The organism is Pseudonocardia sp. TMWB2A, from assembly GCF_017312135.1.
In genome coordinates this window covers 2,064,599-2,082,218 of record NZ_QKQY01000001.1, presented here as the reverse complement: position 1 = coordinate 2,082,218, position 17,620 = coordinate 2,064,599, and the positions used below count along the sequence as shown (strand labels likewise).

The window sequence follows — 17,620 nt, the reverse complement described above, 5'->3', positions numbered from 1 at the left end:
TTTCCTCGGAATTGGGCCGGTTATACGGCGGATGCAACAGACGGGGTGGAAACAGATGCGGGCGCAGCTTCACCACGCGCGAAAATATCCAGAATATAGGGAAGCGCCTCGGCCCAATGGTCGATGCGCGCATGGGCATGGCGTGCAGGCTTGACCCGCCGCGCCATTTGCGGCTCGCCGACCATATGGAGCCGCCAACATTCGGGCGCATGGTCGGCGGCCCCCTGGATATGTTGCGGCAAATCGTCGATGAACAGCGCAACGCTGGGGCGATATTCGGCAATCAGCGCGGCGAGCGGCGGGCCCTTGCTCCCGCTATTGGCAACGACGCGCAGCGATAGGCCATGCGCTTCCAACTGGCGGGTGCGCGGGGTTTCAAACGCTTTGCCTGTATTGGTGAGAACGACAATATCCGCCGTCTCCCCGATTCGCGTGAGCGCCTCCACAGCGCCCGCGAACGGGGTTTGCCGGTCCATCTCGCCTTCGAAAAATTCTTCGAACAAGGGCCAGATGCGCTCGCGGTCCACCCGGTCGCCGGTGTCGCGATGGGTCAGCATATCGGATAGCTCGTCAGCATCGAGATCCAGATTGATCGCGTGCCGCTCGTCAAGCCATTGGCCGAACGGGACGATCATATGGAGGATAACCTCGTCGCAATCGGTGACGAGCAAGGGGCGCGGGGCCGAAGCTGCGGGAGTGGCAGGGGATGGAGCAGATGTCATAGTCCCCACTTAGCCCCAATCCGGACGGCCCGACAACTGCTGTTGCGCTTCTGCCAAAAGTTCGGGCGATATGGCGAGCGCCTCTGCGCAGGCGACAAGGTCCGGCTCATGCGCGACCAGATAGTCAAGAATCGCTTCATGGGTCGCCCGCTCACCCGCCCGTTCGCGCAGCATCCCTGCATCAAGGCCGGTCAGCGCGAGCAGCCGCACGGCGCGGTCCTCGTCGCCCAAAATCCACACAAGGGCTTGCAGCGCCAGCGTCGCGGCGTCATCGGGGGTCATTGCGGCTTTGCGGATCATGCTTCCTCGATTAAGGATAGGCCAGAAGGCGGGCCATAAGGTTAAGAACGGTTAACATTTGCCTTTGTTTCGCCTAGGAGGAGAGGTATCGAACCGCAAGGGCAAGCGCACGGGGACACACCGCATAATGGCGAAAAAAATATTGGTGGTTGAAGATAATGAACTCAACTCCAAACTCTTTTGCGATCTGCTGCGCGCGCATGGCTATGTGGCAGAGCCGGTGCGCGACGGCCGCGATGCGCTCGCCCGCGCGCGCGAAGTCATGCCCGACCTCATCATCATGGACATCCAGCTCCCGCATGTGAGCGGCATGGAACTGATCCAGCAATTAAAGTCCGAACCCGCGCTCCGGACCATCCCGATCATGGCCGTCACCGCCTATGCCGGCAAAGGCGATGAAGAACAAATCCGCGCGGCGGGCGCGGAGGCTTATGTCTCCAAACCCATTTCGGTGATTAAGTTTGTGGAGACGGTCGGCGGGTTGGTGTGAGTCGGTATGCCTCTCCGACATAGGATCGGGGAGGCGCTTATTCATCTCCGCTTAGAGCCTCTCCTCTACACCCGCTCGCCCTGAGTGCCGCCCGCAAGGGCGGTGTATCGAAGGGCATGGCCGCCACGTCCGTCTCAATCCACCCACGCTTTGCGCAATTGCTTACCCGCCAGCCACATCAGCGCACCGGCCACAAAATACATGCACAAAGCCGCCGCAATCGCATAGCGTAAAGCTTCATCCTGATAGGCCGGGGTGAGCGCCTGTGACAGACTGCCGACCGCCCATGAGCCCAAGCCCAGACCAATGAGGTTATTGATGAGTAGGAAGGTCGCGCTCGCGGTCGCGCGCATGTGCATCGGCACCAGATGCTGCACGGCGGTCAGAACGGGTGCGAGCCAGATATAGACCAGCCCTTGCGGGATCAGCATGAGGAGGAAGGCGGTGGTCATATCATTCGACAATACGCCCGCAATAAACAAAGGCGCGCCGATGATATAGCTGATCGCAGGGATACGCGCATAGGCTGCCTTGTCGCTCCCGCCGATGCGGTCACCGAGCCAGCCGCCCGCCAACACACCGGCCACCCCGCCAATCAGCAGCAAGAAGCCCAAAAACTGCCCGCGCGCCAATATGTCGAGACCGAAACTACGCTCCAGCAGGCTCGGCAGCCAAAAGGCCACGCCATAGCCGCACAGCGAGCTGGAGGCCGCGCCAAAAGCGAGCAGCCAGAAGGCAGGCTTTTTCGCAAGGATGCCGAACACTTCACCCAAGGGCGTCGCGGGCGGAGGGGCTGCGCCATTGGTGGCAGCCACGACCTTCTTTTTCGGCTCACGCACGACAAGGCGGAAGATCGGGGCCAGCACAAGGCCCGCTATGCCTACCGCGATGAAGGTCGTGCGCCATTCGAAATTCTGCGCAATATAGCCGCCGAAAAAATAGCCCGCCGCCGACCCCAAAGGGATGCCGAGCGAGTAAATCGCGAGTGCGCGGGCGCGGCTTCCGGCGGGGAAATAATCGGCAATCACCGCATAAGAGGGCGCAACGCCGCCCGCTTCGCCTGCACCCACGCCAATGCGCGCGAGGAAAAGCTGCGTGTAGCTGTTCGCCATGCCGCATAGCGCGGTAAAGCCCGACCAGACCGCAAGGCTGGCGGTAATCACCCAGGTGCGGCTGGTCTTATCCGCGACCATCGCCAGCGGAATGGCAAGCGTCGAATAGAGGATCGCGAAGGGCAGGCCGCCGAGCAGTCCCAACTGGCTGTCGGTCAGGCCAAGGTCGGCCTTGATCGGCCCTGCCAAAATGCCGAGAATCTGCCGGTCGAGAAAGTTGAACGTATAAACGAGGAGCAGCATAAGCAGTACCACCGCGCGATAGCCATTGCTCACGCTGTCATCATAGGTGCCGCTGGCCGGTGTTTGAGGCATGTCCGCTGCGCCAAGCGTTACGCCATCCGCCGCGCCCGCTGCACGCGCGCCTACCTCCAAATCCTGTGTCCCGCTCATCATCGTCTCCGCTGGTTTACCGGCTGCCTGCCCTAACGTCTGACAGGCACCGCTCAAGCAAAAAGGGGCCGGTACATCATGTCCGGCCCCTTTTATCTATCGCATCTTGTCCCCGCTTAAAGCTTCAGGCCCAGCGACAGGAACACTTGCCGCGGATTGCCGTAGAAAGCGGTAACCGTGCCTTCAAGTCCGAGGCTGGGGATGACATTGCCTGCGGCATTGCGCAGCGGAACGCCCGTGACCGGATCAACCGAAAGGAACTGGTAGCCCGACGTTTTATAATGTTTGTTGGCAAGGTTTTTGCCATGCAGGCCGACCGTCCAGCGGTCATTGTCGCTGCTCCACACAAGGCTCGCATCCCACAGGCCATAGCCTTTCTGGTCAAGGAAGGGGCTGGGCGTTTCGAACTGGTAGGTCTTGGAACGGTAGGAGAAGGTGGTCGCAGCATAAAGGCTGCCGTCACCCGCAGGCACCGTCATGTCGAGCGTGGCCGAGGTCGTCCATTTCGGCGTATTCTGGATGCGGCGGAACTCTGCCACATCGACCGGGCCGCGACCCGGTACGTTGGTGACAAATTCCTTATATTTCGCATCAAGATAGCCGACCGTGCCGCTCAAGTTAATGCGCGATCCGTCGCCTGCAAAATCGCGGGCGAGGTTGGCGGTGAATTCAGTTTCGACGCCCTTGAAGTCCGCCTTACCGGCGTTGGTGGTGACACCCACAAAGGTCGGGATATTGTTGACAACCGCGCCAACGGAACCGGGAACCTGTACATCCTTATAGTCGGCATAGAAGCCCGCAATCGCAAAACGCAAGCGGCGGTCGAACAGGTCGGCCTTATAGCCCAGTTCATAGCTGGTGACTTTTTCGGGTTCGAACAGGAAGTAATCGAAAATTTCTTCCGCGCTGCGGGTGCCGTCACCGTTGAGGTCCGGCGCTGCAGTCGAAAGGCCGCGCGGGTCGAAGCCGCCACCCTTGAAGCCCTTGGACCAGGTTGCATAGACCATATGGTCATCGGTCGGCTTGAACGCGAGGCTGACGCGCGGCGTGAATTCCTTGAAGGTCTTCTTGCCGTGGAAGTCGGAGGTCAGCGCGCCCAATTGCACACCATTGCCGCCCAGTTCCGGAACCGGGCCATTGAGGACGTTCGAGCGGATCACCACCGCATCGCGCTTGTCCACCGTGTAACGGCCACCGACCGACAGCGAAAGCTGTTCGGTGAAATCATAGGTGAAATCGCCGAATACCGCCCAAGTCTTGGTGTTCACATCGCCATAAGTATGGGCGGCAAAACCGGGCAGGCCGAGCGCCGCGCCAGTCGTGCCCAGCACAACGTCGAACGTGTTCTGCGCATTGGCGTCGAGATAATAAAATCCGACCATGCCGTTCAGCTTGTCGCTGGCATAGGCCAGTTGCAATTCGTTCGAAAGCTGGTCGTTGGTGTAAATGGCGGGAACATCGACGTCGGCAGCGGGCAGCGAATCAAAGTCGATCGGCGCGTAGCTGCGGTCCTTGCGATAAGCGAAGATATTTTTGAGCGTCAGCCCGCCGCCCAGCTTAAACTCGGCATGGACCGCGCCGCCATAAGCTTCGATATCCTGCTTGGGTTTGGTGAGTCCGGCCTGCGTGTCATAAACATCATCCAGCACCGGCGTTTTGGTGAGCAGGCTGGTGATCAGGCGGTGGCCGTTGCGCGGATCGCTATGGTCGTTGGTATAATCGCCCGAAATGCGGATGAACACATTGTCCCCGCCGGTAAATTCGATCGTGCCGCGTGTTGCCAGAATATCGCGGTTGTAATTTTCAAGGCCGTTATTGTTGAGATTATCACCAAAACCGCCACGGCTCAAACGCGCACCCGACAGGCCGATGCGCACTGAATCGCTGAGCGGGGTCGATGCCGACACAATGAGGTCGGCCTGATTATAGGTGCCAAGGTTCGCGCGCACTTTCATCTGCGGATCGGCGGGCAGGCGCTTGGTCACATATTTGATCGCGCCGCCAATGGTGTTGCGGCCATAAAGCGTACCCTGCGGACCGCGCAGCACTTCGATGCGTTCGACATCATAAATGTCGAGGACGGCGGCTTGCGGGCGGTTCAGATACACATCGTCAAGATAAATGCCGACGCCCGATTCGAAACCGGCGACCGGGTCTTGCTGGCCGACGCCGCGGATGAAGGCGGTGAGCGTCGAGTTGGTGCCGCGCGACGGCTCCAGCGTGACGTTGGGGGTCGTGTCGGAAATGGCGGTAATGTCGAGCGCGCCTGCTTTTTCCAGCGCTGCACCCGAATAAGCGGTAATCGCGACCGGCACGTCCTGAAGGCTTTCTTCGCGGCGGCGCGCGGTGACGAGGATTTCGCCATCATCTTCGGGCACGGAGGCCACGGCTTCGGTGGTGTCCTGCGCATAAGCGGGCATTGCCGCAACGCTCGCAATGAGCGCGGTCCCGAGCGCAAGGGCGGTTTTATAACGGATGATATTCATGAGCATCCCTCCTGCATGTGTCCGAAAATACGTGTTGTTGATTAGCTGTTATTTACGGGCGGGCTTTTGATTCACCCGTTCATCCTGCCATTACCGAAACTTGAATCACCTTTCAACTTTTTGCTTTCCTCTTTTGCACAAAACTGTCATTTTGCCTGTCAGCCGATGCAAGGATGCAACAGTCCGGCCCACCGATGCCGGTTCTGCGGGGCGCACCGTGACGGCGCATGGCGCGTTAGAATGGCGTGCGACATGGTGGGTCGGGCGCAGGGCCTATGGACGCGGGAGCATGTTTCTGTGCGACTGTGAGGCGCCTTATCGGCGTGAGAGAGGATGAATATATGGCGAAAGCCGCCGCCACGACTGCCACGACACTTCCGCCGGGCCTCAAGGCCCCGCGCACCGAACGCGGGCGCAAAACCATGCGCGCAATCCTTGATGCGGCGCGGCAGGAATTTTCCGACAAGGGCTTTCATGATGCCAGCATCATCGGCATCACCCAGCGCGCCGGTGTCGCGCTGGGCAGTTTCTACACCTATTTCGAAAGCAAGGATGAAGTGTTCCGCGCGCTGGTGTCCGATATGTCGGCACAGGTGCGCGACCATGTCGCCCCGCACGTCATCGCAGCGCCCGATGCGCTGGCGGCGGAAGGGGCGGGGCTTTCGTCCTTCCTCGAATTCGTCCGCGCGCATAAGGAAATTTACCGCATCATCGACGAAGCGGAATTTGTCGAACCGGCGAGCTACCGCACCCATTATGAAACCACCGCCGCACGCATCACCCAGCGCCTCGAAGCCGGAGCAGCGCGCGGGGAAGTGCGCGCGGATGCGGGCGAGGTCCATGCCTGGGCGATTATGGGGATGAACGTATTTCTGGGGCTACGCTATGGCGTGTGGGACGATAGCAGCGCGCCCCGTGAAGTCGCAGCCATCGCCAACGACATGATCGCCAACGGGTTGAAGCCTTAACGGCCTTACGCCTTGGATGGTCTATCCAGCCCTTTTGCCGCATAGGGGCGGCGCAATGGGGGGTAAAAACGCGATAGAAAACTGTCTGTGCTTTGCCTTTTCCGGCGGACTCGATTAAAGGCAACGCAATGACTCAAGAAAAGCATAAGTCGCGCTTTCCGCGCGCCCGCGAAGATGCGGATTTCGCCAAGAAAAATCTCTCTACCCCCCAGACCGAAAGCGCAGCCTATAAGCTTGCGTTTCAGGATACGGACTTTCTGTTGCGCGAAGATTTGCGCCCCGTCCGTTTCCAACTGGAATTGCTCAAGCCCGAATTGCTGCTCGATGAAGCGAAGATTGCCTCGACGATGGTCGTTTATGGCTCGGCGCGGATTCCGGAGCCCGGCCATGCTGCCGAACGGCTCGCACAAGCCAAAACCGATTGGGAAAAGACCGTCGCCGAACGGCTGGTCGCCAAGGCCAAATATTATGAAGAAGCGCGCAAGCTTGCGCAAATCGCCAGTCAGGTGCCGACCGACAAGGATGGCGACCGCCATTTTGTCGTCTGTTCGGGTGGCGGGCCTTCGATCATGGAGGCGGCCAATCGCGGCGCGGCGGATGTCGGCCGCGAATCCATCGGCCTCAACATTGTCTTGCCGCATGAACAGGCCCCCAACCAATATGTGACGCCCTCGCTGTCGTTCCAGTTCCACTATTTCGCGCTGCGCAAGATGCACTTCCTGCTGCGCGCGCGGGCGGTGGCTGTGTTCCCCGGCGGCTTTGGCACGTTCGATGAATCGTTCGAGCTGCTGACCTTGATCCAGACCGGCAAGATCAAGCCGATGCCGGTCCTGTTCTTCGGCAAGGAATTTTGGGAACGGGTCGTCGATTTCCACGCGCTCGCGGAAGAAGGCGTGATCGGCATTGATGATTTGAACCTGTTCCAGTTCGTCGAAACCGCCGAAGAGGCTTGGGAAATCATCCAGGCCTATTACCCCAATGGCGATGGCGCGCATTTGAAGGACGCATAAGGCGCCCTTAATCGACAAGCCCTCTGCTCCCCTCTTCTGCCCGCCACAAGATTTTACGCCTCCCTTTGGACATTATTCATCTGTTTCTGCTAAAGAAATTTCATGTGCGATTTCAAAGGGATTCGCCTTATGACTTTAAAGGCAGGCCGGATGGGCAAGCGAATGGAACGGACAGGCAGGATGCGGCATATTTTATACCGTCTGGGCGGGGCGATTGCGGTCGCGCTGGTCGCGCTCGTGCCGGTCTTTGCCGCGCAAGCCGCGCCGCCAGCCGCACCTGCGTCCACGCAAGCGCCCGCTACGCCCGCTCCTGCCACGCCCGCAGCTGCTACGCCTGCACCGGCCAATAATAGCGGAGCCACCTCGGCGGGCGGCTCCTTCTTCACGCCGCCGGTAGCGGCCAAAGGCCAGCCGCGTCAGGCCGCAACCGGCAATGCGCTGGCGGCGGCCGAAGTTCCCGAGCCCGCAATGATCGGCCTGTTCGGGGCGGGGCTCGCAGGCCTTGCCTTTGCACGGATGCGCGCGCGGCGCAGGCCGGGCGGCGACGGCATCGCCAAGGACTGACCTCCGACGCCAACCAGCGCCCCGTTGGCCACGCCAATCGGCATAGCGCGCCGCTTTTCCGCTTGACGGCACCGCGTCCCCCTCGCCATGCAGCGAGCCTATGGATGACCGTCTTACCCGCCTCGAAGCCACGATAAGGGCGCGCCGCAGCGCCGATCCGGCCACCAGCTATGTCGCCAGCCTCGCGCAGAAAGGCCGCGCAAAAATGGCGCAAAAGCTGGGCGAAGAGGCAACCGAAACCGTGATCGCCGCGGTCAGTGACGACCGCGCAGGCACGATTTCCGAATCCGCCGACCTCCTCTTCCATCTCGCCTGCCTGCTTGCCGATATGGACCTAAGCTTTGCCGACATCCTCGCCGAACTCGACGCCCGCGAAGGCCTGTCCGGCCTTGAAGAAAAAGCATCGCGCGCGCAGGATTGATCGCCCGCCCTTCCCCCACCCCCGTCAAGGAGTCCCCGCTCATGGCCGTTGATGCGACCCAGCCTTATGATGACCAGAATATCTTTGCCAAAATCCTGCGCGGGGAGATTCCGTCGACGCCGGTTTATGATGATGAATGGGCTTATGCCTTTCCCGACATCAGCCCGTGGGCGCCGACGCATATTCTGGTTATTCCCAAAGGCCCTTATGTGAGCTGGGACGATTTTTCCGCGCGGGCGAGCGATGCTGAAATTGCCGGATTTGTCCGCGCCGTCGGCCATGTTGCGCGCGCGGCGGGGCTGGTCGAGCCGGGCTATCGCCTGATCGCCAATGCCGGGCCGCACAGCCATCAGGAAGTGCCGCACCTTCATGTCCATATCCTCGCCGGACGCGCGCTGGGACCGATGCTGGTGCAGCATGACGGCGCGTGAGCCGGTAAAAATGCGATAAAAATGGCCTGCCGGGGGCGTCAGCGCGCAATATAATGTTGCGCGCTTCGTGAAAGCGTTTAGGTTCCGGCACAATACCAAGGATTGCCTGCGCAATCCGGCGACCCCGAACAGCGGGGCGCTTTGTTAGGGGAATGTCTATGTTATTCGATCGCGTCAAACCATTGGACGCCATTTTAGCCACAGCCGAGAAAAAATCGCTGCACCGCTCTTTGGGCGCGTTCCAGCTCACCATGCTCGGCATCGGTGCTGTCATCGGCACCGGTATTTTCGTTCTGACCGCCGAAGCCGCCCAGAAAGCAGGGCCGGGCATGATGATTTCCTTCGTCATTGCCGGTTTTGTCTGTGCGTTCGCCGCGCTTTGCTACGCCGAAATGGCGTCGATGGTGCCGGTATCGGGCTCGGCTTACACCTATAGCTATGCCGTGATGGGCGAGCTGATCGCATGGATGGTCGGCTGGGCGCTCATCCTCGAATATGCGGTAGCGGCAGGGGCCGTTTCCGTCGGCTGGTCCGGCTATGTCGTCGGGCTTATCGAACATGCGTTCAGTATAAACATACCCGATGCGTGGGTTTTAGGCCCGTTTGACGGCGGGATGATCAACCTTCCGGCTATGTTTATTGCGGGCCTTGTGACTTGGCTGCTCGTCATGGGCACCAAGGAATCGGCCACCGTCAACGCCATTTTGGTGGTCATCAAGGTCATCGCTTTGACCCTGTTCATCGTACTGGCCGTGCCGGTGATGAATATGGACAATTTCGAACCCTTCGCGCCTTTGGGCGTCGCGGGTATCGGGGCCGCCGCCGCGTCGATTTTCTTCGCTTATGTCGGCTTCGACGCGGTATCGACCGCAGCGGAAGAAACCAAAAATCCGCAACGCAATATGCCGATCGGCCTGATTGGCAGCTTGGCGATCTGCACCATCTTCTACCTGCTCGTCGCCGCTGGCGTGATCGGGTCGGTCGGTGCGCAGCCGGTCGGTATTTCGGGCAGCCATGCGCTGGAACCGGGAAGCCGCGAACTGGCTGCCGCTTGCGGTGCGATCAGCGATCAGGCGGTGGTCTGTTCCAAGGAAGCCTTGGCATGGACCTTGCGCGAAATCGGCTGGCCGCAAGTCGGCAACCTTATCGGCCTGGCCGCAGGGCTTGCACTGCCTTCGGTTATCCTGATGATGATGTTCGGTCAGACCCGCATTTTCTTCGTGATGAGCCGTGACGGTTTGCTCCCGCAATCCTTCTCGAAAATCCACCCCAGCTATAACACGCCGCACGTTATCACCATCATTACCGGTATTGCGGTGGCGCTGTTCGCGGCCTTCTTCCCCGTGGGGCAGTTGGCCAATATCTCCAATTCGGGCACCTTGTTCGCCTTTGCCGCCGTGTCGATTGCGGTGATGGTGATCCGCCGCACCGATCCAACGCGGCACCGCCCGTTCCGGACGCCGGCCATTTATATCACCGCCCCGATTGCGATTTTGGGCTGTATCTATCTCTTCTTCAATCTCGACCTGAAGAGCATTTACCTGTTCCTCATCTGGGCAGCGGTCGGCCTGTGCGTCTATTTCGCCTATAGCCGCAAGCGCAGCAATGTCGGACGCGGGATTATCGACGTGCATGAAGATGACCCCGACGCGCCGCCGCAACCGGTCCCGCCGATGCCCGGCGCACCGACACCGGGCGGTAAAGACGCTTAAGGCAGAGACGCCTGATACAGGCCAAAAGCGTTGCGCAAATAACAAAGGGGAGAGCAGCGATGCTCTCCCCCTTTTTTTTACGTTTATGAGCGCAGCAGGGGCGGGTTTCGCGCAGCCTGCTAGATCGGGTTCACCCCGCGAGAAACGCCTTCAATTCTTGCTGGAACACTTCCGGCTGGTCCCACATGATGAAGTGCCAGCTATCGGGGATTTGTTTGACCTTGGCCTGTTTCGCGCCCGCAAACGCGCCTTCGAACACCTGCTTATAGACAGGCTCCGGCACCGGCGCGTTGGGGGGATAGACCCACAACACTTCCATCGGCCCGGTATATTTGCCCAGATCGGGGCGCAGGTCGGTGGTGATGAGGTCATACATGGCCTGCGCCGACATGATCTGGTCGCTGGTCAGCGAATGGGTGATCGCGGTCGCGCGCTGGGCGGGGTCTTTGATCATATTGGCGATGCTGGTCTCGATATTCTTCTTGCGCGCATCGGGCAGTGCGGTGGCGAGCGTGGTGCGCAGGCCAACAGCGGTCGGCGTCACGCTTTCGACCGTCGCCGCAGGTCCGCCGAACATCACACCCATGAAAGGCAGCATATCGACGACCATCAGCTTGCCAACCAGATCGGGGTGGCGCGTCGCAATCCGCATTGCGAGTGTGCCGCCGAGCGAATGGCCGACCAGCGAGACTTTGCCGAGCTTTTGCTGGCGCACATAATCCGCAATCGCGTCGGCCACCGGGTCAATGAAAACGCCGCCCCTATTGGCTTGCGGCGCACGGCCTGCAAAGCCGTTCACATGGACGAGATGATAGCGATAGCCCGGCACGCCCGCGACCGTGCTTTCCCACACGTCGGGCGAAGAAGCGAGGCCGGGGATCAAGATAACGTCCGGCCCTTTGCCGACCGTTTGCACCATGATGCGGTCGGTCGCAATGGCATCGCGCGCGCCGGTGGCCGAGGCCGTTGCGGGCGCTTCGCTGGTCGCCGCCGCCGCGCTGGCATCGGCCACTTCTGTGCCGGTCGCGGGCACCGTTTGCGCATGGGCGCAGGCGGTAAGGGCCAAAAGGGGAAGGGCGGTAAGGGCCAATATTTTCATGCGCGCACGGCTCCTCTCAAGGGCAAGTCGGATTGCTCCTTGCTAGAGAGCCACCCCGTCCAGTCAAGCGGCTTTGTCACAGCGCAGATTTATCCGGCTTGTGACCGGTGACATTGCGTGTTATCAAAATAACACACATTAACAGGGAATAGGATATTTATGCGCTTTTCGCACCTGATCGGCACAGCAATATTGGTTGTGGCCGCAAGCCCCGCTTATGCCGAGCCAGCCGCGCCCGGCATCACGCCGCAGGAAGCTCCTGTTGCCAAGCCCGAAGCCTTGGTCGCAGACGGCATACCGCCCGTCCCCCAATCGATGATTGCGGCAACGCGGCCCTATATGGAAGCGCGCAGCGCGGGCTTTTCGGGGTGGAATCCGCTCGACCGTTCGATGCTGGTCAGCACCCGCTTCGGCAACACCAACCAGATCCATGTCGTCAAAGCGCCGATGATGGCGCGCAGCCAGATCAGCTTTGAAGCCGAACCTCTGGGCGGAAGCTGGTCGCCCAAGGGCGATGTGTTGCTGGCAGTGAAAGATACGGGCGGCAATGAATTTTACCAGCTTTATACGCTGAAGGACGGGCGTCTGACATTGCTCACCGACGGCAAAAGCCGCAACGGCTTTAACGGCTGGAGCCCGGACGGGTCGATCATCGCCTATAGCTCGACCAAGCGCAACGGCACCGACAATGATCTTTATATCATGGACCCGCGCGACCCTAAAACGGCGCGCATGGTGGCTGAGGTCAAAGGCGGCGGTTGGGGCATCAACGCGATTGCGCATGACAATAAGCGCGCGCTCGTGACCGAATATGTGTCGGTGCAAAAATCGAACCTCTATCTGCTCGATCTTGCGTCGGGCAAGATGAGCCCCGTCGGCGATCATAGCAAAGCCGTCTCTTATGGCGGCGCGGATTTTGCGCCCGATGGCACCTTATGGATTACCAGCGACGAGGATAGCGATTTCCAGCGGCTCGGCACGCTTGATGTGGCGACCGGAAAATTCACGCCCCGCACGCCGGAGAAGAAATGGGATGTGGACGGGTTCGACCTGTCGGACGACGGCAAAACATTGGTCTATGCGGTCAATGAAGCAGGCACCGACATCATCAAGCTGATGGACGTCGTGTCCGGCAATGTCCGCACCGTGACCGGCATCCCCAAAGGCACCGCAGGCGGGATGCAGATTGCGCCGTGGGGGACGATCGGGCTGAGCTTCAATTCGGCCAAAGGCGCGACCGATGCTTATTCGATCGACCCCGCGACACTGGCGGTCACGCGCTGGACGCAGAGCGAAACCGGCGGGCTTAACCCCAATATCAATGTCGAGCCGACCATATTGGAGGTGAAAAGCTTTGATGGCGAGCCGGTGTCCGGATTGCTCTATAAGCCCGATCCCAAAAAATTCCCCGGCAAGCGCCCGCTCATCATTTCGGTGCATGGCGGTCCGGAAGGCCAATCGACCGCGGGGTTCAGGGGACGTAATAATTATTATCTCAACGAACTGGGCGTTGCGCTTTTCTATCCCAATGTGCGCGGGTCAACCGGCTTTGGCAAACGCTTCGTCAGCCTCGACAATGGCCCGTTCAAGCGCGAAGATAGTGTCAAGGACATCGGCGCTTTCCTTGATGCGCTCAATAAGGATAGTGCGATTGACCCCAAGAAAACCGCGATTACCGGCGGCTCTTATGGCGGCTATATGTGCTATGCGTCTGCCATCCGTTACGGCGACCGGTTGAAGGCGGCCAATTGCGTGGTCGCGATTTCCAACTTTGTGACCTTCCTTGAAAACACCCAAAGCTATCGCCGCGACCTGCGCCGCGTCGAATATGGTGACGAGCGCGATCCGGCACAGAAAGCCAAGCTCATCGAAATCAGCCCGATGACCAATGTAGCGAAACTCAAAATCCCGCTGCTGGTCGTAACCGGCGGCAACGACCCGCGTGTGCCTGCATCGGAAGCCGACCAGATCGTCCAGGCCGTGCGCGCACAAGGCGGCTCCGCCTGGCACCTGCTCGCCAAAAATGAAGGTCATGGCTTCGCCAAGAAGGAAAATTCGGACTATCAATTCTGGGTCGATTTGATGTTCTGGCAAAAGAATTTGCTGGGCGACAGTGCGGGCAAATAAGCCGCGCCTCTCTCCCGTCCCGCTTGCGAGTGCGCGAGATTATGCCCCCGGCATAATCTGAAACTGCCGGGGGCAGTTTCAAGCGCAGTTTAAACCAAGCCCACCCCACTCGCCTAATGCCCCTTCGCTTCGCTCTGGGTCATAAGGCTCCGTTGCCCCTCCCGCAGGCGGGAGGGGACGGGGGACGGCCTGTTTGAAGGGATGAAGGTGCTCGTTCAAACGAACCTCTCTCGCATATCTTGCCTCTCCTCGCTCAATGTAGTAACGTTGCTACATTGAGCGAGGGTGCAGGCAGGAGGAGGCCGGTTATGGGCAAGATTATATCCAGCCGCGAATTTAATCAGGACGTATCGCGCATCAAAAAAGAGGCCCTCAAAGCTCCAGTCATCATCACCGACCGCGGCAAACCCGCCCATGTGCTGATGAGCATCGAAGAATATCGCCGCCTGCGCAACGAATTGGGTAAGAGCGGCAAAAAGCGATCTATTATTGACGCGCTCAGCCATCCCGCGTCAGCGGAAATTGACGTTGAATTTCCACGCTCGCGCAGCCTCCCCCGCGAGATGGATTTCGATTAATGTATCTGCTCGATACCAATATCCTGTCCGAACTCCGCAAGATCGAATCGCATCGTGCGGATGCGAATGTGCGCAACTGGGCTGCGCAGGAAAATGTCGAACATCACTATATTTCGGCGATGACAATGTTCGAAATCGAGATGGGCATTCTACGGCTTGCCCGCAAGGATCCGGAGCAGGCGACCTTGCTGCGCGATTGGCAGCAAAACTATATTCTTCCCGAATTTGAAGACCGCACGCTGGCGATGGACACGGATGTGGCGTTGCAAGCGGCGGCCTTGCATGTGCCCGACCCCAAGCCGGAGCGCGACGCGATCATCGCTGCCACGGCGCTCGTGCATGACATGGTGCTGGTCACACGCAATGTCGCGGATTTTGTCGCAACGGGCGTGCGGCTTCTCAACCCGTGGGATGCGGCGGAAAGTTAGCTCCCCTCCCGTAAACGGGAGGGGCAACGTAGCCTTAGGAATTTGAAGCGTAGCGAAAATTCTTAGGCGAAGTCGGGGAGGGCAGGTTTACGCTGACTATTGACAGACCCTCCCCGAACCCAGTGAGCTTGAAACTGCCCCCGGCCGTTTCAGATTATGCCGGGGGCATAATCTCGCTCACTCGCACGCGGGAGGGGAGTGGATTTTACCGCGTCGGGACCGGCGCCTCGCCCGAATAATCGTAAAAACCGCGGCCCGTTTTGCGGCCATACCAGCCCGCTTCGACATATTTGACGAGCAAGGGCGCGGGGCGGAATTTGGGGTCGCCGGTGCCTTCGTGGAGCACGCGGGTGATTTCAAGGCAGGTGTCTAAGCCAATAAAATCGGCGAGCGTCAGCGGCCCCATCGGATGGTTCAATCCCAGCCGCACGGCGGTGTCGATATCGGTCACATTGGCGACGCCCTCGCCCAGCGCGAAACAGGCTTCGTTGAGCATCGGCATCAAGATGCGGTTCACGATAAAGCCCGGCGCGTCATTGGCGAGGACGATTTCCTTGCCCAGACTGCGGCCATAATCCTGCACCTTGGCGAGCGTGTCGTCCGATGTCGCCAAGCCGCGGATCAGCTCGATCAAGCCCATAACCGGCACCGGATTGAAGAAATGGACGCCCATGAAACGCGCCGCATCGGGCGCGGCTTGCGCGAGCCGCGTAATCGGGATCGACGAGGTGTTCGACGCCAAAATCGCGCTGTCCGATAGATGCTGGCCGACGCTTTCAAAGATTTTGCGCTTGATGTCCTCGCGCTCGGTCGCCGCCTCGATGACGAGATCGGCAGGCGCGAAAGCGGCATGGTCGGCGACCGGTGTGATGCGCGCCAATATCTCGTCGCGCTGGGGGGCGGTTATCTTTTCCTTGTCGACAAGACGGTTAAGCTGTTTGGCGATCCCCGCCTTGCCCTTTTCCGCCTGCTCCAAGCCAATGTCGCCGAGCAGCACCTGATAGGCGGACGCCGCCGAAACCTGGGCGATCCCCGCCCCCATCTGCCCCGCGCCGATGACACCGATGATTTTCACACTAAATTCCTTCGCGTTACGTACGGACCCAATCGCTTGAATCGCCATGAATCGTCGCCTCCGCCTCTAGCGCCAAGCGCAGACGGACGCCAGCCTGCTTGCGCGCCTTAGGTAGCGGCGAAGGGAGGATGCACGTGCATCCGCGCCGGAAGAGTTGCACACTCTTTCGTATCTCCACGTCTTCGCGTCTTCGCGTGCATTTCCCATTTTTCGATGGCCTCGAACGTAGCGATATAAGGAATCACGCGGAGGCGCGGGGGCGTGGAGCTTTTTTAAGTTCACGCGAAGACGCGAAGATTTTTTGGTTAGCGCAGAGGCGCAGAGATTGAGGAGGCGCAGAGGGGAGAGCTTAAAAAATCCGTTCGTGCTGAGTAGCGGCGAAGCCGCGTATCGAAGCAGTTTGTTCCTCCAAACGCCCTTCGATACGGCCTACGGCCTACTCTGGGCGAACGGGGTCGGGGGAGGCCCCCAGTTTTTTTCCAGCATCCTGCACCGCACATTCCAACACGCCCTCTACCCACCAAATCTCCGCGCCTCCGCGCCTCCGCTCGAACCTTTACAAAAACCACGCCTGATGCGGGGCACGAGCATAGCGGTTCGTGAAGCCCCTCTGCGTCTCCCCAACCTCTGCGTCTCTGCGTGAACCCCTTCCCATTTCTGCATCGCGCGCGCCCGACCGCACACTCCTAATCTTCGCGCCTCTGCGGAAATTTCCCGCTTTCCTACACAAACAATCTTTGTTCCATCCTTTGAAATGGAACAGAAATATCTCCCTTCACCCCGGGCGGCTGTTACGGATGGCGGCCCTTCCTTTCCTCTTGATGGCTTTGCTCTTGATGAAACGGGCGTAACTGGTCCCGACCATGGGGCCGATCCGCACGCGCGCGCCAATGGCTGGAGCGGGGCGCGGCAGCGGCGCTTTTGCGAATATCTGGCCGAAAGCGGCAATGTGTCCGAAGCCGCCCATGCGGCCGGCATGAGCCGCGAGGGCGCCTATCGCTTCCGCCGCCGCGCCGCCGGTCGTGCATTTGGCGTGGCGTGGGAGGCGGCGCTACGCCTTGCGCGCAAGCGGCTGGTCGATGATGTGTTCGAATTGGCGCGCACCGGCATCCACGAAACCGTTTACAAGGATGGCGAGATTGTCGCCGAACGCCGCCGCCGCGACCCGCGCGTGCTGCTCACCACGATCGAACGGCTCGCCAAACTGGAAGCGCGCGAGGATCATGTGACCAAATGTGTTGCCGAAGAATTTGACGGCTTTCTCGATTGCCTGTCGCCCGAATATGGCGAAGCGGCGCAGGGCCCGCGTGATGGTGCCCCTCACAATATCGACCCGTCTGATGCCGACTTGTGTGATGCCGACCCGTCTGATGGCGGCCCGTGCGCCCCCGCGCCCGTCCCCGAAGCTGCGAGCGAGGAGGACCGCACGGTCGCGCGCGCCGCTGCCCGCTTTTTCGAAGCGCATATGCCGTGCAAAGGCACCGACTATTATGCCGCGCAGGCGTTTGAAACATTGGTCATCGCGCTGGAAAGCTATGGCGGCGACAAGGCGGCGGCGGCGCGGGTGCGGCAACGCTATCCGGACTTTAACAATATGGGCGCGGGCATGGATATGAGCATGATGCCCGACTGGCTCGCCGCAGATGCGGGGGAGGAGGAATGAGCGTGGCGCCACGCCGGTCGCTGCGGGACACGTCACCCGCC

General features: G+C 60.1%; 17 protein-coding genes. 11 read left to right on the top strand and 6 right to left on the bottom strand.

All coding sequences use genetic code 11. The annotated features are described in order from the left end of the window. Window positions 1-20: 20 nt before the first annotated feature. Together DMP17_RS09715 and DMP17_RS09710 are read right to left on the bottom strand one after the other, a co-directional pair. Window positions 21-635: a hypothetical protein gene (locus DMP17_RS09715; protein ID WP_337828877.1), complete on the bottom strand. Its 615-nt coding sequence runs from the start codon at window positions 633-635 to the stop codon at window positions 21-23. A gap of 96 nt (window positions 636-731) precedes the next feature. After that, a complete protein-coding gene (locus tag DMP17_RS09710; protein WP_337828876.1) occupies window positions 732-1,022 on the bottom strand; it encodes a DUF3572 domain-containing protein in 291 nt (96 codons plus the stop codon). Between the two features lie 127 nt (window positions 1,023-1,149). Between DMP17_RS09710 and DMP17_RS09705 the strand changes: the two genes are divergently transcribed. After that, a complete protein-coding gene (locus tag DMP17_RS09705) occupies window positions 1,150-1,512 on the top strand; it encodes a response regulator (protein ID WP_337828875.1) in 363 nt (120 codons plus the stop codon). 134 nt (window positions 1,513-1,646) lie between these two features. Here DMP17_RS09705 and DMP17_RS09700 read toward each other — a convergent pair whose 3' ends face one another. After that, window positions 1,647-3,017, bottom strand: coding sequence for a spinster family MFS transporter (locus DMP17_RS09700; protein ID WP_337828874.1), 1,371 nt, complete (start codon window positions 3,015-3,017; stop codon window positions 1,647-1,649). Between the two features lie 116 nt (window positions 3,018-3,133). Next, window positions 3,134-5,503 (bottom strand): TonB-dependent receptor, encoded by a 2,370-nt coding sequence (locus DMP17_RS09695; RefSeq protein ID WP_337828873.1) that lies wholly within the window; start codon window positions 5,501-5,503, stop codon window positions 3,134-3,136. A 341-nt stretch (window positions 5,504-5,844) separates the two neighbouring features. On the opposite strand from DMP17_RS09695, the gene DMP17_RS09690 reads away from it, so the two are divergent. From DMP17_RS09690 to DMP17_RS09665, 6 genes are all read left to right on the top strand, one after another. Continuing rightward, entirely contained in the window at window positions 5,845-6,471 is a 627-nt protein-coding gene (locus DMP17_RS09690; RefSeq protein WP_337828872.1) for a TetR/AcrR family transcriptional regulator, read from the top strand. 128 nt (window positions 6,472-6,599) lie between these two features. Beyond that, the gene (locus DMP17_RS09685; protein ID WP_337828871.1) at window positions 6,600-7,481 is read left to right on the top strand and encodes an LOG family protein; all 882 of its coding nucleotides are present in this window, start codon (window positions 6,600-6,602) and stop codon (window positions 7,479-7,481) included. A 180-nt stretch (window positions 7,482-7,661) separates the two neighbouring features. After that, window positions 7,662-8,045 (top strand): PEP-CTERM sorting domain-containing protein, encoded by a 384-nt coding sequence (locus DMP17_RS09680; protein ID WP_337828870.1) that lies wholly within the window; start codon window positions 7,662-7,664, stop codon window positions 8,043-8,045. A gap of 100 nt (window positions 8,046-8,145) precedes the next feature. Further along, entirely contained in the window at window positions 8,146-8,466 is a 321-nt protein-coding gene (locus tag DMP17_RS09675) for a phosphoribosyl-ATP diphosphatase (RefSeq protein ID WP_337828869.1), read from the top strand. Window positions 8,467-8,507: 41 nt separating this feature from the next. Further along, window positions 8,508-8,897, top strand: a complete 390-nt coding sequence (locus DMP17_RS09670) for an HIT domain-containing protein (protein WP_337828868.1) — start codon at window positions 8,508-8,510, stop codon at window positions 8,895-8,897. 158 nt (window positions 8,898-9,055) lie between these two features. Beyond that, entirely contained in the window at window positions 9,056-10,609 is a 1,554-nt protein-coding gene (locus DMP17_RS09665) for an amino acid permease (protein ID WP_337828867.1), read from the top strand. A 130-nt stretch (window positions 10,610-10,739) separates the two neighbouring features. On the opposite strand, the gene DMP17_RS09660 is transcribed toward DMP17_RS09665, so the two are convergent. Further along, window positions 10,740-11,708 carry an alpha/beta fold hydrolase gene (locus DMP17_RS09660; RefSeq protein ID WP_337828866.1) on the bottom strand — a complete coding sequence of 323 codons (969 nt, stop codon included), beginning with the start codon at window positions 11,706-11,708 and terminating at the stop codon, window positions 10,740-10,742. 159 nt (window positions 11,709-11,867) lie between these two features. Between DMP17_RS09660 and DMP17_RS09655 the strand changes: the two genes are divergently transcribed. The 3 genes from DMP17_RS09655 (at window position 11,868) to DMP17_RS09645 (ending at window position 14,841) form a co-directional block, all read left to right on the top strand. Next, the gene (locus DMP17_RS09655; RefSeq protein ID WP_337828865.1) at window positions 11,868-13,835 is read left to right on the top strand and encodes a S9 family peptidase; all 1,968 of its coding nucleotides are present in this window, start codon (window positions 11,868-11,870) and stop codon (window positions 13,833-13,835) included. 308 nt (window positions 13,836-14,143) lie between these two features. Next, window positions 14,144-14,413, top strand: a complete 270-nt coding sequence (locus DMP17_RS09650; RefSeq protein WP_337828864.1) for a type II toxin-antitoxin system Phd/YefM family antitoxin — start codon at window positions 14,144-14,146, stop codon at window positions 14,411-14,413. Beyond that, a complete protein-coding gene (locus tag DMP17_RS09645; protein ID WP_337828863.1) occupies window positions 14,413-14,841 on the top strand; it encodes a type II toxin-antitoxin system VapC family toxin in 429 nt (142 codons plus the stop codon). Before DMP17_RS09650 ends, DMP17_RS09645 begins: the two co-directional genes overlap by 1 nt. A gap of 205 nt (window positions 14,842-15,046) precedes the next feature. Here DMP17_RS09645 and DMP17_RS09640 read toward each other — a convergent pair whose 3' ends face one another. Then, entirely contained in the window at window positions 15,047-15,916 is an 870-nt protein-coding gene (locus DMP17_RS09640) for a 3-hydroxyacyl-CoA dehydrogenase NAD-binding domain-containing protein (RefSeq protein ID WP_337828862.1), read from the bottom strand. A 754-nt stretch (window positions 15,917-16,670) separates the two neighbouring features. On the opposite strand from DMP17_RS09640, the gene DMP17_RS09635 reads away from it, so the two are divergent. Further along, window positions 16,671-17,579, top strand: coding sequence for a hypothetical protein (locus DMP17_RS09635; protein ID WP_337828861.1), 909 nt, complete (start codon window positions 16,671-16,673; stop codon window positions 17,577-17,579). Window positions 17,580-17,620 lie beyond the last annotated feature (41 nt).